Here is a 16,839-nt window from a genome sequence, read left to right as displayed (position 1 = left end):
CCGATCACTTAACCGCAATCAGTGGTGATCGCCAAGCGTAAATGCCGATGGCAGCAGGGGCGCCCGTGTGGGCGAGGCGGCAATATCGGATGACAGCGTCTCTTCCTGCCGGCTGGCGCAGTCACGACGCGTACAGAGCCGGCAGCTCGGCCCTACCGGAATGTCGGCCGAGTGATCATTCAGATCCAGCCCCGAGGCGTAAATGGTGCGGTCTGCGTGCAGCACATCGCAAGCCAGCATGACGGAGGATGCCACGATTTGCTCGCGAAAGGCCGCCGTGCGGTGCTGCACGGTACGGGCGAGGAACAAATAGCGCGAGCCATCGGAAAAGCGCACCACCTGCCGCAACAGAGCCTCGGGCGTACGAAAGGCACCATAGATCGCCCACAGCGGACAGGCATGGCCACTGTTGGGCAATAACAGGCCCGGCAGGGGAAAGTGCTTGGTGAGACGCCCGGCAGGATCCGAGCGCAGGAAGCCGAATGGCACCCCCTCATGGCCCGGTCGGCGCAGGGTCACCAGGCGATGGGCCACCTGCTCAAAACTGGCACTATAAACCTGCCCGAGGTAATCGATGTCATAGGCGCTGGCCTCGGCGTCCGCCAATACCCGCTCATAGGGAAACACCATCGCACCGGCGAGATAGGAACCGATGGCGCGTGACGCGAACCGGCGCGCAGTTGAGGTCGAAAGCACAGCGCTCTGCATCGTCTGGTTGATGGCATCGGCCGCCGCCAATTCCCCGAACAGACGTGCCAGCTGGAACTTGCGGGTCGCCAAAGTCGTCGCCCCCTGGAACCACATGCGGCGTGTTTGGGAGTCGAACTGGTACTGGCCGGGAAAGCCGGGATCGTCCGCCGGGCCACCAAAGACCACGACCACGCCGAATTTGTCCTCGAGCAGTGCCGCCAGTGTCGCCACATTGAATGGACCGATCCTGGCGACCTCCAGCCGCAGGCTGTCGGCCACGTCCTCAAGGTCAGGGAAATAGTTTTGCCGCTCGATGATCATGTCGTCGATTTCTCGCGCCGGCGACACATTGCGGCTGATCTCGCTGGAGGTGTCGAACTGACCGATCAAATTGCGGGCCACGTCCGACAGCGTTATTGACCCCCGCCGGATGGCGTTCAGAAAGCGCTGCCGCTCGGCATCGTCCAGATCGGTCACATCCTCCAGAATTTCCGCGCTGGAGCGAATGGCGGTAACGCCAGACAGGATCTGGTGCAGCAACTGGCTCAGCAATGGATCTGAGCGGAGACGATCAGCGTAGGCATCAGCATTGGAGACGGCATCGGTATAGGCCCGGTGCAGCCGCGCCAGGGCAGCCGCGCTGGCTGGGTACTGGGCCACCAGATCACGCCGCTCGTCGGGCCGAAATGGCAGCGATTCGACAATTGGGTCCGCGAATGCTTCTTCGAGGTCCTGCAGCAATTTCTGCTCGGTACGACCGGCCAGTTCATCGACATCGATCTCCAATTGGGTCGCGACACGGTTCAGCAGCGCCCCGCCAATATCGCGTTTGTTGTTTTCGATCAGGTTCAGATAGCTGGGGGAAATGCCCACCAGTCGGGCCAGCCCCGCTTGAGAAATCTTGAGCGATTTCCGCCTGTTGCTGATGCGAAAACCGATTGGTGCGCGCATGATTGTCTCCTCCGCCCCTGACGATCGTGTCAACTAATTTACAGGAAAGCATCCGATTTATAACAATAATTGACAGAATGTCCTTGCAATTACAACGCCCTATTGCCGCCGTTTTCTATAGAGGAAATACTCAAGGGGCGGTGAGCGGCTGGCCAAGTATCAGTTGCCCCGCGCCAAAAGGAGGAAATCGATGACACTTTTGAAGCGTGGCTTGTCGCGCAGGCGTGTGCTGCAGACCGGCATGGCCGGCATTATCGGCACGGGCGTTATGCCCGCAATCTTTACCAAGGGCGCATGGGCGCAGGAATTCTGCAACAATCCAACCGGCGATACCGTAACCTTCGGCCTCAATCTCCCACTTACCGGTGCCTATGCGGAAGAGGGTGCCGACGAGCAGAAGGCTTATGAGCTAGCTGTTCAGCACCTGAATGGCGAAGGCGATGGCGGGCTCATCAACGTGCTGACCCCGACTGCCCTCAAGGGCAATGGCATTCTGGGCAAGAAGGTCGCCTTTGTGACCTCCGACAGCCAGACCAAGTCGGACGTTGCCCGGGCTGGCGCCACTCGCATGATCGAACGCGATGGTGCCATCATGGTCACCGGCGGTTCGTCCTCGGGCGAGGCTATTGCTGTGCAGGGTCTCTGCCAGGAATTGGGCGTCATCTTCATGGCGGGCCTGACCCACTCCAACGACACCACCGGCAAGGATAAGCGTCGCTACGGCTTCCGCCATTTCTTCAACGCCTACCAGTCCGGTATCGGCCTTGGTCCGGTGCTTGGTCAGGAATATGGCACCGACCGCCGCGCCTATCACCTGACGGCGGACTACACCTGGGGCTGGACTCAGGAAGAATCGATGAAGGCTGCCACCGAAGCGCTCGGTTGGGAGACTGTCGAAGCCGTGCGTACGCCACTTGGCGCAGGCGACTTCTCGCAGTTCCTCACGCCAGTGCTCAATTCGGGCGCCGACGTGCTGATCCTGAACCACTATGGCAATGACATGGTGAACTCGCTGACTCAGGCCGTGCAGTTCGGCATGCGTGACCGTCAGGCGAACGGCAAGAACTTCGAAATCGTGGTTCCGCTGTTCTCCGAGTTGATGGCCAAGGGCGCCGGCGCCAATATCAAGGGCATTTTCGGCACCTCGAACTGGCACTGGAACCTGCAGGATCCAGGGACTGTCGCCTTCACCAAGTCGTTTGGCGCTGCCTATGGTGCGCCGCCATCCCAGGCTGCCCACACCGCTTACGTGCAGGCACTACTGTACGCTGATGCCTGCGAACGCGCTGGCACCTTCTATCCGCCTGAAGTTATCAAGGCGCTGGAAGGCCACGAGTTCGACGGCATGGGCAATGGCCCGACGCTGTATCGTGCAGAAGACCATCAGTGCATGAAGAACATTCTGGTGGTGCAGGGTAACGACAACCCGACCAGCGAATACGACGTGCTCAACATCGTGCAGGAAGTCGACCGCGAAGTCGTGACCTACGACCCGGCCATCTTCGGCGGCGATCTCGGCCCGGCAGAGCCCGCGCCGCTCTGCTGATGCAACAGGGGCAGGGAAACCTGCCCCTCCACCACCGTCATTGCCAGGCTGTCCCGGCGATCCATCGCGATGGTCTACATCGTATGGATCACCGGGACAGACCCGGTGGTGACGATGGCACAGGTGGGCACTGGCCTTTTGGCCGCCCGCATCTCTAGGAGCACACGATGTTCGACGTCATCTTTCTTCAGTTTCTCAATGGCCTCGACAAGGGCGCTGCATACGCGCTGATCGCGCTCGGCCTGACCCTTGTGTTCGGCACATTGGGTGTTGTCAATTTTGCCCATGGCGCGCTGTTCATGCTCGGCGCCTTCTGCGCAGTGCTGTTCCGGCAGCTCCTGACGATGGAAACCATCACCATCGATCCCACCCAGCTTTCGCCGTGGGGGGCCCCCCTCGAAGTGCGCGCACCGCTGGTGCAAGCCTGGTTCGGCGATTTCGGCGCCGTGTTGGTCAATTACTCAGTACCGGCATCGATCATCATCACCATTCCGATCATGCTGCTGGTGGGCATCGGGCTTGAGCGCGGTATCATCAAGCACTTCTACAAACGCCCCCACGCCGAACAGATCCTTGTGACTTTCGGTCTGGCCATTGTGGCGCAAGAGCTGATCAAGTCGTTTTTCGGACCCAATCCCATTCCCCAGCCCATGCCGTCGGACCTGCGCGGCGCAGCCGATATCGGCGCGTTCCTGGGCATGCAGGCCAATGTCATCACCTACCCGATCTGGCGCCTGGTGTATTTCCTGTTCTCCTTCATCATCATCGGCGGTGTTTTCGCCTTCCTGCAGTTCACCACCTTTGGCATGGTCGTTCGTGCCGGCATGGCCGACCGGGAGACAGTGGGCCTGCTCGGCATCAATATCGACAAACGCTTCACCATCATGTTCGGACTGGCGGCTGTTGTGGCTGGCCTGGCCGGGGTGATGTACACCCCGCTGCTGCCGCCCAATTACCATATCGGCATGGACTTCCTGGTGCTCAGCTTCGTCGTGGTGGTGGTTGGCGGCATGGGCTCCCTGCCCGGCGCCGTGGCTGCGGGCTTCCTGCTCGGCATCCTGCAGTCCTTTGCGTCAATGACGCAGGTAAAGGCCCTCATCCCCGGCATCGATCAGGTCATCATCTACCTCGTCGCCGTCGTCATTCTACTGGTATTGCCGCGTGGCCTGTTCGGTCGGCGTGGCGTGATGGAGGCCTGAGATGCGCACCATGACCCGCAACGATCTAATGCTCCTGCTCGGCTTCGCCGCCGTGGTGCTCGCCATGCCGATCTGGCTGCAACCCTTCGGGGCCGCCTACCCCGATCTGCTGCAGCGCTTCATGATTTTCGGCATCTTTGCCGTCGGCTTCAACATCCTGTTCGGCCTCACCGGCTATCTCAGCTTCGGCCACGCCGCCTTCTTCGGCGTCGGCTCCTACGCTGCCGTATGGTCGTTCAAGCTGCTCAGCCTCGACGCCATTCCGGCAATGATTTTCGCCATCGTGGTCTCGGGCGTTTTCGCCCTGATCATCGGCTATCTAAGTCTGCGCCGCTCGGGCATCTACTTCTCGATCCTGACGCTCGCCTTCGCGCAAATGAGCTACAACCTCGCCTACTCCGTGCTGACGCCGATCACCAATGGTGAAACCGGGCTGCAACTGACCATCAACGATCCACGCTATCTCGATCGTGTGTTCGGTGACGCTATGCCCGGCCAGCCTGTGCCGACCCTGCTCGGCCAGTCACTTGGTGGCTTTGCCGGGTTCTACTTCTGCGCCGCTTTCCTGATCTTCACCTTCTTCATTGCCCAGCGCATTACCGGCTCGCCCTTCGGCATGATGCTCAAGGGCATCAAATCCAACCAGACCCGGATGAATTACACGGGCGTCAATACGCGCCCCTATACCCTGGCGGCCTTCGTCATCTCGGGCATGTATGCCGGCCTTGCCGGTGCCCTGCTGGCGGTGACCGACCCCTTGGCCGGTGCCGAGCGCATGCAGTGGACCGCGTCGGGCGAAGTGGTGCTGATGACCATTCTGGGCGGCGCTGGCACGCTGGTCGGCCCGGTCCTTGGTGCCTGGATAATCAAGTATTTTGAGAACATCTTCTCGGCCCTCAATGATTCCATCCTCGCCCGGTTCTGGAGCTTCCTGCCTGACGGACTGGACCATACGGCGGTTGTGGTCAGTGGCAAGTTTGTTGGTGAAGGCTGGTTCCTCACGCTCGGACTGGTGTTCGTTCTGATCGTGGTGTTCCTGCCCGGCGGCGTGATGGAGGGTGTGCGACGCATCACCACCCTCGTCTCACCCAAGAGCAAGCCCCCGGCCAGCCCGGAATCCACCTCGCCGCAGCCACAGCCAGCTGAATAGGACGTACGATCATGACCCAACCCAATGTCGTCCTGCATGTTGCTGACGTTCACAAGCGCTTCGGGGGACTGCACGCCCTGGCCGATATCGACCTGCAGGTCGAGGAAGGCCAGACCCACGCCATCATCGGCCCCAACGGTGCCGGCAAGTCGACCCTGCTCAATGTCATTATCGGCAAGTTGGCGCCAACCAGCGGCCAGGTGGTGTTCGACGGAACCGTGTTGACCGGGCGCAAGCCGTTTCAGATCAACCAGCTGGGCATTTCCCGCGTGTTCCAGACGCCCGAGATCTTTGCTGACCTGTCGGTGCTGCACAATGTGATGATCCCGGCGCTGGCCAAACGTGACGGCGCCTTCAAACTGAACATGCTCGGCTCGCTTGAGCATGAAAGCGCGGTCCGGGCGGAAGCCGAACACATGCTCGAAGACGTCGGCATGCTGGGCAGCCAGAAAGACCGCGCCGGCAGCCTCAGCCGGGGCGACAAGCGCCGGATGGAGCTGGCCATGTGCCTGATCCAGCATCCGCGCCTGCTGCTGCTGGACGAGCCCACCGCCGGCATGAGCCGGCATGACACCAACACCACGATTGAACTGCTCAAAAAGATCAAGAGCCGCGGCATGACCAAGGTGATCATCGAGCACGACATGCATGTGGTGTTCTCACTGGCAGACAAGATTTCGGTACTGGCACAAGGCCGGATCATTGCCGATGGCACGCCCGATCAGGTGCGTGGCAACCCAAAAGTGCAGGAAGCCTATCTCGGAGGCGAAGTCGTATGAGCACAATGGTCATGGATACTCAGATTGCCACTGGCAGCCACGCTGCTGCGACTGAAACCACCCGGCCCTTTTTCTCGGTCCGCGATGTGCACGCCTATTATGGCGAAAGCTATATCGTGCAAGGTGTCACGCTCGATGTGCGCAAGGGTGAAATTCTCGCCCTGCTTGGTCGCAACGGCGCCGGCAAGACCTCCACCTTGCGCACCATTGCCCGCACCGACGATCCCCAGATGCGTCGGGGCGAAATCTGGCTCGATGGTCAGCCTATCCACCAGATGAAGAGCTATCAGGCGGCCCAGGCCGGCATTCAGTTGGTGCCCGAGGACCGTCGGATCATTTCGGGTCTGACGGTCGAGGAAAACATCTTCTTGGCCCAGGTGGCCCCCGGCACCGGCTGGGGCATCGATCAGATCTATGAGAGCTTTCCGCGCCTGGCCGAGCGTCGCAAGCAGGAGGGGGTAACCCTGTCGGGCGGCGAGCAGCAGATGCTGGCCATTGCCCGGGCCCTGGCCCGCAATCTCAAGCTGTTGCTGCTCGATGAGCCCTATGAAGGTCTCGCGCCGGTGATCGTGCACGAGATCGAGCGCATCCTGCACTCGATCAAGCCGCTGGGCATCACCACCATCATCGTCGAACAGAATGCCGTGGCCGCGCTCAAGCTGGCCGACCGCGCCGTCATTCTGGACACCGGCGAAGTGGCCTTTGCCGGCACCGCCAAGGAGGTGCTCGACAATACCGAGCTCCGCCACGAATACCTGGCGATCTAGCCGCCAGCACACCAGTTTTCGGTCCCCGGACCGATTCGCTCTACCCTGGGTCTTTTGACTAAAGGCATTCCGCCGATCTCACCTCTCCCCGTCGGGAGGCCCAGGGTAAATTCTAGTTGTCGGGCGCCTCAGGGGCGTTGGCGGCTATCGCAATCCCCTCGCCTTCCAGCGCACTGCGCACTTCGCGCGCCAGATCGACAGCGCCAGGCGTATCGCCGTGCAGGCAGATCGAGCGTGCTGCCGATTGCAGCACGGTGCCATCAATAGCGACCAGTTCACCGGACTTGGCCAGCCGCAGGCAGCGGGCGATCACCGCATCCACATCATCGATTACCGCCCCGGCCTTGCTGCGCGGCACTAACAGGCCGTCGGCGGTATAGGCGCGGTCGGCATAGGCCTCGCGGATCAGCGGCATGCCGACAGCCTTGGCGGCGCGCACCTGCTGGCTGTTGTCGAGCACCAGAACTGCCATTTTGGGGTCCATGGCCTGAATGGTGGCAAAAATTCCCACGGCAAACGCCAGTTCCTCGGCCGTCTGATTGGCCAGCGCACCATGCAGCTTCACATATTCGATGGGGTGCCCGACCTCATCGGCAATGAAGCGCACTAGGAACAGCTGTTCGCGAATCTGACCCAGCAGTTGGGCGAGCGGCATCACCAGCCGGAAGCGACCGAACCGTTTCGGGTCGGCATAGCCAGGATGGGCCCCTGCCCGCACCTGACGGGCCCGGCAGACCTTCAGGATATGGCGGATGGTTGCCGCATCACCGGCATGGCCACCGCAGGCGATCGAGGCGCTCGAGACGATGGCGAGCAAATCGTCATCATGACCGGTGCCTTCGCCCAGATCGGCATTGAGATCGATCGAAATCATGGACTCTGGCTCCGCAGGATCTGTTGGGCATGGACCACGCTGACCGATGAAAAGGCAACATCGGTCCCGGGACGCAATTGGGCAAAGCGATCCAGGTCAGCGCTGATAATGGTGCCGATCCGCGGATAGCCGCCAGTGGGCTGGTGGTCGCGCATCAGCACGATGGGCGTGCCATCGCCCAGAATCTGGATATCGCCGGGGACAATGGCGTCCGACGCCAGCGACAGGATGGTGGCATCGGCAAAGACGCCGCCAGCATCGGTCAGCCGCACGCCCATGCGATCCAGCTGCCGTGAGATCACAAAGGGCGTGGTAACGAAGCGTTGCCGCACCGGGCTGGCGAACAGGTCAGCATGCAGACCCCAGACGAAGCGGATCGGACCGGTCTCGGCCTGCCGCGCCGTTACCGCCTGCGGCGCCGGGCCAGCAGCGTCGGCCAGTTCGAGCACGTCACCCACCTGCAACGGCCGCCCCTCAAGACCGCCGAGTCGCGCCCCGCTGCTGGTGGCCAGGCTGCCCATGATGGTCGGCAGCACTGGCGCGCCATCGAAGCGCAGATAGCCGTAATTGCCCACAGTGCCGGGCATGACGGTCAATTCATCGCCCGCTGCCAGGGAGACGGCTCCCGGCCAGTCCAGCATCACGCCATTGTGCCGGGCATCAAAGCGCCCGCCGGCCAGGCCGACCCGGCATTGCCCGCTCTGCAGTCGCAGCCCGATGCCGGCCATGGTGATTTCAATGCCGCCGTGATCGGCGCCAGCCAGCGCGCCGGCCAGGCGGTAGGCCACACCATCCATGGGTCCCGATGCGCTGATGCCATGACGCAGCTGGCCGAACCGGCCGGCATCCTGCACCGTGGTCAGGGGCCCGGCGCGGGTGATGGTGATGATGGCGCTCATGGCGCAACCGTGAAGCTGACGCGGTCACCTGGCGACAGCTGTGTGGGCGGCTCGGCTGCCGGATCGAAATTCTTGAACTCCGTGCTGCCGATGACATGCCAGCCGGTCGGCAGTTCGGTGGCGGTGATTGCCGTCTGCCCGGCGGCAAACAACACCGTACCAGCGGGCACCATCGGCCGGACCTCGGTGCGGCGCGGCAGCACCAGCGCCTCGGCGTGCAGCCCGCAATAGACAAAGCCCGGCGCGAAGCCGGTGGCCAGAACCCGCAGCGGCGCGCCATTATGCGCGGCGATGAACGCTGCAGGCCGCAGCTTGAGGGCATCGGCAACCGAATCGAAGTCGGGGCCGTCAAAGCGTATGGGGATGGTCCATTCGCGTCCGGGCGGCGGTGCGGCAGCGGCCAGCGCGTAGAGACGCAGCCGCAACTCTGCGGCGATATCGGCTGCCGCTGCCGTCAGCGGATCATAGCGCAGCAGCACCGACACCAGACTGGGTGCCACTTCGACCACGCCGGGCACGGGCGCGCGCTGCAGCAGGGCCACCAGCGCGATTGCCGCCCGGTTGGCAGAATCGGTCAACGCCGTACCGAAGCGCACCAATAAAGCGGCGTCGCCCAGCGGTGCGATGGTCGGCGTGGGGAATGTATCGGTGACAGACGAACCGGTCACGAGGCGGCCTCCTGGGCGCAACATGCGGCTAGTCCTGTCGGACCAGCCCGGAGCAGTCAATCCGGTCGATAAGCCAAGGAACTCTGCCGGGCTCGGAAGACCGTTTGTCAGTGCCGCAATCGCCGCGCGATATTGGCTAGATTAACCTGCCGGGTCGGTGCGTTGTGCGGCGCTTAATTGGGGTCTTTGCCCTCCTGTTCGACGACAGCATCAAACAGCTGCCGTGCCTGCCCGGCGCCAATTGCCTCAATGGCAACGGTGGCGATGGCAGCGAACAATTCTGCAATTTCCTGGGGATCGGTGATTTCGGCGTCGTCGTCTTCTACGTCGGCGTTGATCAGAGTAAACACAATAACGCGCCTCCAAAGGTAGCCAATAGAGGCAGTGTGCCGCGATTCCTGTTACGGAACAAATAATGAAGTTTGGTGCGTTGGCACTGTCAGACGATTGCCATCAAGGTCAGCGACGCTTACTCTTCGTCCGCTTCAAGTTTCTCGACATAGGCTTCGATTTCCTCAAAGGTCGCCGAGAACGGCAGCGGCTTGTCCCCGAAAATCACCTTGAAGCTCTCGTCCTCACGAATGGCGTGGCCGCCCTTGCCCATCTTGGCCGTCAGCTTCTCGGCCGTCAGAATGGTCAGGCCATGGCGACCGGCAATGCGCTTCAGCCGGCGCATTTTTGACGCTTCAAATTCCTTGCGGCTCACGGGCAGTTCCTATCTCGAAATCGGCGTCTGCAGCGTCGCCAGTGATATGGGGCGCGCGCGCGCGGGGCACAGATACATGATCGCACCGGACCGGTCCAGACGGCCCGGCTGGCCCGTCAATCTTCAGCGCAGCGATCAATAGGCCCGCCGGCCGCTTCCTGCTAGACCAATGTCACTGGACGGTGCGCCGTGGTGCGCCGTCCCTGGCAACCGCACATCCATGCGGCCCCTCTCCGCGCGCAGAACAGGTTGCATGATGTGCTTTTCCGCTCCGGTCAGTTTCACCACTGGCCTCGTGATTTCGACGATCGGCATATTGGCCGTCAGGCAGGCCCGACAGCCTGAGATGCGACTACTCGCAGCGGTGCCGTTGCTGTTCGGCATCCAGCAACTGACCGAGGGCTTCATCTGGCTGGCGCTGGCCAAGACAGAGGCCAGTTCCGAACTGTACGGGCTCGCTCAGTTCTACGCTTTTTTCATCGGCGTTCTCTGGCCGATCCTGTTCCCCCTCAGCCTGATGCTGTTGGAACCCAACAAGACACGGCGCCGCCTGATGGGCGGCCTGCTGGTTCCGGGCGTGGGGATCGCCATCTACACCCTGGTGGTGATGGGGCTATATGGCTTCTCGGTCCAGGTGGAGCATCAATGCCTAGTCTATCAAAATCCAGCGGGCACCTGGCCGGGCATGGAGATGGTGTATTTGCTGGTGGTTTGCGGTGCGTTCTTTATCGCCAGCGATCATCGCCTGCATTGGATCGGCGTCGCCAATCTTGCCGGCTTCGGCTTTGCCGCCAGCTTTTTCGCCCTGAACCTACCCTCGGTGTGGTGCTTCTGCGCGGCAGTGCTCAGCAGCCTGATCTACTGGTATGTGCGCAGTATGCCGGCTGGCGCGTCGCAGGTCGTCGCCGAGCACCCATAGTGGCTTGGCGCAGACAGTTTCTACCGATGCAAGATGGCGGAGGGAACGGGACCCCCGTCGAACCTTCTCTGGCCCGAATACATGTCGGGCAGAGTGCTCTATGAAACCCTAAGTAATTCATATTGAAGAGAAAAATACTTTACGCCATCGGACGAGCGTGGGTGTGGCGATTGCCCATGCGTCTGAATCCAACTTCACGAAACCCTCAACTGTACAAAGTAAGCCCGCGACGGCGACAAATAAACGATCTCGCCGCCCCCTTGACCAAGGCGCGGCCCAGAAATGAAAGACATGACCAATAGAAACGGCGATGCGCCGAGCTTTGCCGAACCCTATACACCCAAGATCGTGACAGTCTTGCGAGAGGGCTACGGCCCGTCGCAGTTTCGGGCCGATGCCATTGCCGGGCTGACCGTTGCCATCGTTGCTGCCCTTGTCAAAGGCGATCGCCATCGCCTCTGGCACGACGCCGGCGCAAGCGGTCTATACGGCGATCATCGGCGGATTCCTGGTCTCCCCGCTTGGCGGGTCGCGCTTGCAGTTCGGCGGGCCCCGCCGGTGCCTTCATTGTTCTTGTAACCGCGACCGTGGCCCAGAACGGCATGGACGGGCTAATCTTCGCCACACTGCTGTCCGGACTCATGCTGACGGCCGCAGGTTTCCTGCGGTCAGGGACTTTCATCAAGTTCATTCCGTTTCCGGTTACCATCGTTTTCACGGCCGGCATCGCGACTGATCCCGTCTCCCGCAATTTGCGCTGCCATCGCAAACCGGTGGTCGCCGCAACCTCACCTAAACTCAAACCTGCCGTCTGTGCTTCTCTCTGGTTATCCTGGATATCAAGAGCGCCAAGAACGTGTAGCCAAAAGCAAGCGCGATCTGAAGTTGCACCGCACCGGCAATGTCCTGTGGTGTGGCACCCATCTGATTGACTGCGACGAAGGCCGAAATCGCGCTGGAGGATGGCACCAGAAGCGACAGCATCCGCAGATGCTCGGGAATCGCTTCGATCGGCCATGCGATGCCTGACAGGAAAAACAACGGCACGCCCATCACCACCAGAAAGAACACCACGCCCTCACGCCACGGAATGACCAGCGCGAGGGCAAATCCCATGGCAGTACATGCTGCCAAAAACGGCAGTACGATCAGCATGAGCGTGCCAACTTCGCCGGTTCTGGGGATGCCATAGAGCACCGGTAAAAGTAGCTGGGTAAAGACGGTCCAGCCCAGATAGAGACCGACATAGGCTACGGGTGTCGCCCACATCGCCAATCCCGTTGGCGGTCTACGTCCGGCATGCAGCAGGCCGATCCCCATCAGAAGAGTCTGTTGCAGGATCAAAACAAACGACGCGGGCACCACATAGCTTGCATAGCCGCCCTGCGGGTTGAACACCGGAATACTGGTCACGGTGACGGGTGCCAGCGCCGCGCGTGCCTGAACATCATCCATGCCAGTTGCGCTCAGCCGGGCATGGTTCACCTGCACGCCCATAGTTCGCGCCACCGTCGTGACCGCCCCCATGACGTTGGAATAGATCAACAAATAGCTGCCATCGCTAAAGGCCGCCACCGGCGCGGGAGTTCCGCCCAGAATATCTCTTTCAAACCCGGCCGGAACGATGATCACGCCGTAAACCTCGCGGCGGAAAAACGCATCGCGAGCAGCCTCCATATTCGGCACCGCCGCCACGATGGCGACCTGATCAGTGGCGTCGATCTGGCGCAGAAAGCTGCGGCTTTCGTTGGAATTGTCCTGATCGATCACGACAACCGGCACATCACGCAGCACTTCGCTGACAAAGGGCTGGGGATAAAGTGCGCTATAGATCAGAATTCCGGCAATCATCGTCATACGTGCGCTGCTGTCCGCCAACAGGTTGCGCAGCGCGGAGATGATTTCGGCGAGGAAATTGCGCAGGGCGATCATGCTTTGTCCTCCGCCGAGGTCGTTGGGCGCGCGGCCCGGCGCATCATGATCCACAAAAGCGTCGTGTAGATGACGAGCAGCGCGAAAAGCCACAGCATTGAGGGCAGGGAATATTCCAGCGGAGCGCCGCGCAGGGTCTGGTCGGTGCGCAATTCAAGATAGGGCGTCAGGGGGATGATCGCGCCCCAGGCTTGCGCAAACTCAGACATCCCAAAGCGCGGAAAGCTAACGCCGGCAAACCCGAACGCCGGGGCAACAATCACCGCCATCATCCCCAAAGCCCCGGTCGCATCCTTTGCCAACAGCGCTATCAATGCTCCAAGCACCTGACAGGTCAAAATGAAGATCAGACCGTTAAAGAAAAACACGAAGACGTTGCCGCGGAAATCAGCGCCGAAAAAGGTGAACAACAAAACATCGCCCAGCAGCAGCACCAAGGTTCCCGGAACGGTATAAGGCAGCAATTTGCCGATCATCGCCTGAGTGGTGGTGCCCGACTGGGGCAAAAGCTGCGCCATGCCGCCCGGTGCGTGATGGTCGCGCGAAAATGACAGCACGGCGGCGGCACAGATGAAAATCTGCATGACGGTCGGAATAATTGATGACAGCAGAAACCGGATATACTCGAGCGAGGGGTTGAACAGCGGACTTTGCTGGACGGGGATCGGTGTCAGAAGCTCCATCGCGCGGTCCGGCCCAACGCCCTGCGCCTCAAGCAAACGCAAGGAAACCCCGGCGGAAAAGGTCAGCACCGACGTGGCGATGCTGCGCGCGGCAATACCGCCCGGAGCCATGAATTGATTGTTGGAAAAGATCACAACCTCGGGACTTTGGCCCAGTTGCAAATCCCGCTCCATTTCCGCCGGAATCATCAGGATCGCATAGACCCGCCGTGCAACGAGCGCCTCGCGCGCTTCGCTGAGCGTGGGCACCTGTTCCGTGACCGCCACATCCGACGCGCCATCGACCATCTGCACGATCTGTCGCGAAAGGGTTGAGCCGTCGAGATCCACCGCCGCAACTGGCAAGTCGCGCGGCAGACCCGGCGCAAAGACCGCCGTGAGGACTAGGAAGATCAATAGCGGCATAGGAACCAGCATGAAGGCCAGCGCTGGACGCGCCGCGATCTGGCGCAATTCTCGGCCCAGAATGCGCAGGACGCCGGAAGACTGCCGAAGATCAGCCATATACTACTCCAAGCTGCGGGCAGTTGCGGGCCAATCGACCAGCGCACTCATCCCCGGGCGCAGACCGGTCACAGCGTCGGTCGGCTCGGCCCGCACCGAGAAGGTTCGCAGATCGAAGTCGCCTGTAGCTTTGGTCGCACGCCAATTGGCATAGCTGCCTTCGACATTGATCGCCGTGATCGACGCGTGGATTGATCCATGCTCTGGCCCAAGTGCAGGCACGCGCACCTCCAGCCGCTGCCCGACCTCCAGCCCTTCCAACAGATCTTCGCGCAGGTTGAAGGTGAACCAAGCGTGCTCCACATCCACGATGGAAATCAGCGGCGCGCCCGCGCTGAACAGTTTTCCAACCTCGGCGGTGCGGGTCGTCACTTCGCCGTCGATGGGGGAGGCGACGGTCAGTTCGTCGATATTGGCCTGAATTTGGGTCAGATTCGCCTTGGCTTGCCCCACTTGGGCGACCGCGACCGCCTTCTGTTCCTCGCTGGCGCCGTTGCGGGCCTGATCAAGATTGGCCTGAGCCGCAGCCTGCGCCTGAATTGCCGCGTTAAGTGTGTTGGTTGACTGATCAAGGTTGGCCTGGGACACGACCGAGCTTTCGCGCAGCTGGATGATCCTGTCATAGTTGCTTTGGGCCAGCTTCACATCCGCCACCGCCTTGGCCAGTTGCGCCTCATAGACGGCAATCGTTTCCGGGCGGGTGGAAAACGCGACATTGCGGTTCGCCTCGGCCACGGCGATTCCGGCCAGCGCTGCCTCACGTTGCGCATGCAGTTGCGGGCTTTCCAGTTGCACCACGACATCGCCCGCACTGACCCGGTCGCCGAAGCTGACAGGCGTTTGCGATACCCGCGCGGTAACCATCGCCGAAAGGTCGATGCGGGTTGCCTCGACCTCGCCTTGAACCAGATAGGTCGCAGGCTGGCGCACGGTCCACACCAGATACCCCGCGACCGCGACGACGGCGAGTACAGCCAGAACTGCGGTACTTCTTATTTTCATGTGGTTCGACCTCGCCAGCAATTAGGAGTGATGGTTTAGGAAAATTAAGGATCTCTAAAGCGAAGGCAAGGTCAGGCGAACAAGAAGGGGGTATCAAGAGGGCTTAAACGTCCGCAGCAAAATGCATTGCCTACTTCGCTCCGCTCCGGAAGCAGTGATCGACAGTTTGCCGCCCTTTCTTTGGGGGGCCGTCCGGTTCCAGCGCTGATCGAGCATTAGCGCCGAAAGGCAGAAAGAACCTGCGACATGCCCGACCAGCCGCTTTAGCTGTGCGGGAAGTATACCTGCTCACGCAGCTCTGCAAGCGCCGCGCGCACCTTTGCCGGTTTGAACGGGACTGACCGCAGCCTGATACACGCCGCGTCGAACACCGCGTTTGAAATTGCTGCAGAGACCACCACCGCTGCCGGTTCGCCCACGCCCCAGGGCGCGTCATTTGGCCGGTCAATCAGTTCGACATGCACCTCTGGCACGTCCTTGAATTCGAATTCTTACCGGATTGCAGAATTATGAAACTCTGCACGACTTTATCTTTCTAATGCCGAACGGGTGAATCTTGCGCCGAAGGCTGGGTTTCTCCTTTGCAGTTCGCCCCAGCCGCCGGGGGTTGAGACGTGGTAAATATTCGATAAGATCAGGCCATAGGTCAGGGAGGTCAGCCTATGCCCAGAGCTGGCATGCGAGTATTCGATCGGCTGCCCGTTTTCACAGTGATGCCGCGCACCGCAAGCGCCTTCGTGATGGCTGCAATCTGCGCCATAGTAGCAATGGGCTTGCGCTATGGCCTTGGATTCATCGATCCGTATGCACCTCCATTTGCCACGCTTTTCGTCGCAACAATGCTCGTCGCAATATTAGGAGGCGCTGCAGCGGGATTTGTCTGTGCAAGCCTAGGGTTGTGTTTTGCGTGGATAGGTTTCCAATCTCCACTCGACGATGCTTTCGGATGGGTCAGTTTGGGGCAATATGCCCTGTCATGCGCGCTTATTATCTGGATCGCCGACGAATATCGGGCGCTTCTGAGCCGGATAACAGAGCGTGAGGCTGCTACTCTCCGGCAAAAGCAGCTGATCGAAGCGGAGAACGAAACCTTAAACCTGATAGCCTCGGACCGACCTCTCACTAATACTCTGACCAGTCTAACGAAGACGATCGAGCAATATTCCGAATGTGAGGTTTTGGCCTCAGTTCTTCTGCTCGACGCAGATGGTGAACATCTTCGTCACTGCACAGCGCCCAGTCTGCCCGACGCATACATCCGCGCCATAGATGGCTTGAAAATTGGACCAGTAGTTGGTTCCTGCGGCACTGCCGCATTCCTTGCTAAGCCAGTCTATGTATCCGACATCGAATCCGACGACCTATGGGAAGATTTTCGTGATCTGGCGAAGCAGCATCAATTGGGAGCTTGCTGGTCTACGCCGATAATGTCTCGTACGAACACGGTGCTCGGAACTTTCGCAGTTTACTATCGGAAACCGTCGTCACCGCAACCGCAAGATATCGCCATCGTGGGGTAATCCCCCCACCAATTGACCGGGTTCAAAAGTAGAATTTTCTCGGCATTATG

Annotated in this window: 16 protein-coding genes and 2 pseudogenes; 8 read left to right on the top strand and 10 right to left on the bottom strand. The window is 60.7% G+C overall.

All coding sequences use genetic code 11. The annotated features are described in order from the left end of the window. Positions 1-18: 18 nt before the first annotated feature. Positions 19-1,641 carry a helix-turn-helix domain-containing protein gene (locus tag ABFY71_RS16365; protein ID WP_347947017.1) on the bottom strand — a complete coding sequence of 541 codons (1,623 nt, stop codon included), beginning with the start codon at positions 1,639-1,641 and terminating at the stop codon, positions 19-21. Positions 1,642-1,831: 190 nt separating this feature from the next. On the opposite strand from ABFY71_RS16365, the gene ABFY71_RS16360 reads away from it, so the two are divergent. The 5 genes from ABFY71_RS16360 (at position 1,832) to ABFY71_RS16340 (ending at position 7,082) form a co-directional block, all read left to right on the top strand. After that, positions 1,832-3,187, top strand: a complete 1,356-nt coding sequence (locus ABFY71_RS16360) for a substrate-binding protein (RefSeq protein ID WP_347947016.1) — start codon at positions 1,832-1,834, stop codon at positions 3,185-3,187. Between the two features lie 167 nt (positions 3,188-3,354). Next, a complete protein-coding gene (locus ABFY71_RS16355) occupies positions 3,355-4,386 on the top strand; it encodes a branched-chain amino acid ABC transporter permease (RefSeq protein WP_305580864.1) in 1,032 nt (343 codons plus the stop codon). 1 nt (position 4,387) lies between these two features. Continuing rightward, the gene (locus tag ABFY71_RS16350; RefSeq protein ID WP_347947015.1) at positions 4,388-5,536 is read left to right on the top strand and encodes a branched-chain amino acid ABC transporter permease; all 1,149 of its coding nucleotides are present in this window, start codon (positions 4,388-4,390) and stop codon (positions 5,534-5,536) included. Positions 5,537-5,547: 11 nt separating this feature from the next. After that, a complete protein-coding gene (locus ABFY71_RS16345; RefSeq protein ID WP_347947014.1) occupies positions 5,548-6,315 on the top strand; it encodes an ABC transporter ATP-binding protein in 768 nt (255 codons plus the stop codon). An 11-nt stretch (positions 6,316-6,326) separates the two neighbouring features. Further along, the gene (locus ABFY71_RS16340) at positions 6,327-7,082 is read left to right on the top strand and encodes an ABC transporter ATP-binding protein (RefSeq protein ID WP_347947013.1); all 756 of its coding nucleotides are present in this window, start codon (positions 6,327-6,329) and stop codon (positions 7,080-7,082) included. A 112-nt stretch (positions 7,083-7,194) separates the two neighbouring features. Here the strand turns inward: ABFY71_RS16340 and ABFY71_RS16335 are convergent, their stop codons facing one another. From ABFY71_RS16335 to ABFY71_RS16315, 5 genes are all read right to left on the bottom strand, one after another. After that, on the bottom strand, positions 7,195-7,956 hold the full coding sequence (locus ABFY71_RS16335) for a 5-oxoprolinase subunit PxpA (RefSeq protein ID WP_347947012.1): 762 nt from the start codon (positions 7,954-7,956) through the stop codon (positions 7,195-7,197). After that, on the bottom strand, positions 7,953-8,855 hold the full coding sequence (locus ABFY71_RS16330; RefSeq protein WP_347947011.1) for a 5-oxoprolinase subunit C family protein: 903 nt from the start codon (positions 8,853-8,855) through the stop codon (positions 7,953-7,955). The genes ABFY71_RS16335 and ABFY71_RS16330 overlap by 4 nt, the downstream gene beginning before the upstream one ends. Continuing rightward, positions 8,852-9,523, bottom strand: coding sequence for a 5-oxoprolinase subunit B family protein (locus tag ABFY71_RS16325; RefSeq protein WP_347947010.1), 672 nt, complete (start codon positions 9,521-9,523; stop codon positions 8,852-8,854). The genes ABFY71_RS16330 and ABFY71_RS16325 overlap by 4 nt, the downstream gene beginning before the upstream one ends. Positions 9,524-9,696: 173 nt before the next feature. Next, entirely contained in the window at positions 9,697-9,873 is a 177-nt protein-coding gene (locus ABFY71_RS16320; protein ID WP_305580850.1) for a hypothetical protein, read from the bottom strand. Between the two features lie 119 nt (positions 9,874-9,992). Continuing rightward, entirely contained in the window at positions 9,993-10,229 is a 237-nt protein-coding gene (locus tag ABFY71_RS16315) for a hypothetical protein (protein ID WP_305580848.1), read from the bottom strand. A gap of 253 nt (positions 10,230-10,482) precedes the next feature. Between ABFY71_RS16315 and ABFY71_RS16310 the strand changes: the two genes are divergently transcribed. Further along, positions 10,483-11,148 (top strand): DUF6629 family protein, encoded by a 666-nt coding sequence (locus ABFY71_RS16310; RefSeq protein ID WP_347947009.1) that lies wholly within the window; start codon positions 10,483-10,485, stop codon positions 11,146-11,148. A 282-nt stretch (positions 11,149-11,430) separates the two neighbouring features. Then, a pseudogene (locus ABFY71_RS16305) lies at positions 11,431-11,879 on the top strand (SulP family inorganic anion transporter); the annotation flags it as partial. Between the two features lie 67 nt (positions 11,880-11,946). On the opposite strand, the gene ABFY71_RS16300 reads toward ABFY71_RS16305, so the two are convergent. The 4 genes and pseudogenes from ABFY71_RS16300 to ABFY71_RS16285 all read right to left on the bottom strand — a co-directional run. Continuing rightward, positions 11,947-13,080, bottom strand: coding sequence for an ABC transporter permease (locus tag ABFY71_RS16300; RefSeq protein ID WP_347947008.1), 1,134 nt, complete (start codon positions 13,078-13,080; stop codon positions 11,947-11,949). Then, on the bottom strand, positions 13,077-14,267 hold the full coding sequence (locus tag ABFY71_RS16295) for an ABC transporter permease (RefSeq protein WP_347947007.1): 1,191 nt from the start codon (positions 14,265-14,267) through the stop codon (positions 13,077-13,079). The genes ABFY71_RS16300 and ABFY71_RS16295 overlap by 4 nt, the downstream gene beginning before the upstream one ends. Positions 14,268-14,270: 3 nt before the next feature. Beyond that, positions 14,271-15,197 carry an HlyD family secretion protein gene (locus ABFY71_RS16290; protein WP_347947006.1) on the bottom strand — a complete coding sequence of 309 codons (927 nt, stop codon included), beginning with the start codon at positions 15,195-15,197 and terminating at the stop codon, positions 14,271-14,273. Positions 15,198-15,532: 335 nt separating this feature from the next. Then, positions 15,533-15,751: pseudogene (locus ABFY71_RS16285) on the bottom strand (hypothetical protein); the annotation flags it as partial. A 195-nt stretch (positions 15,752-15,946) separates the two neighbouring features. Between ABFY71_RS16285 and ABFY71_RS16280 the strand changes: the two are divergent. Next, positions 15,947-16,789: a GAF domain-containing protein gene (locus ABFY71_RS16280; RefSeq protein ID WP_347947005.1), complete on the top strand. Its 843-nt coding sequence runs from the start codon at positions 15,947-15,949 to the stop codon at positions 16,787-16,789. Positions 16,790-16,839 lie beyond the last annotated feature (50 nt).

This window comes from Devosia alba, assembly GCF_039938915.1.
GTDB lineage: Bacteria > Pseudomonadota > Alphaproteobacteria > Rhizobiales > Devosiaceae > Devosia > Devosia alba.
This window is presented reverse-complemented; position numbering and strand designations above follow the sequence as displayed.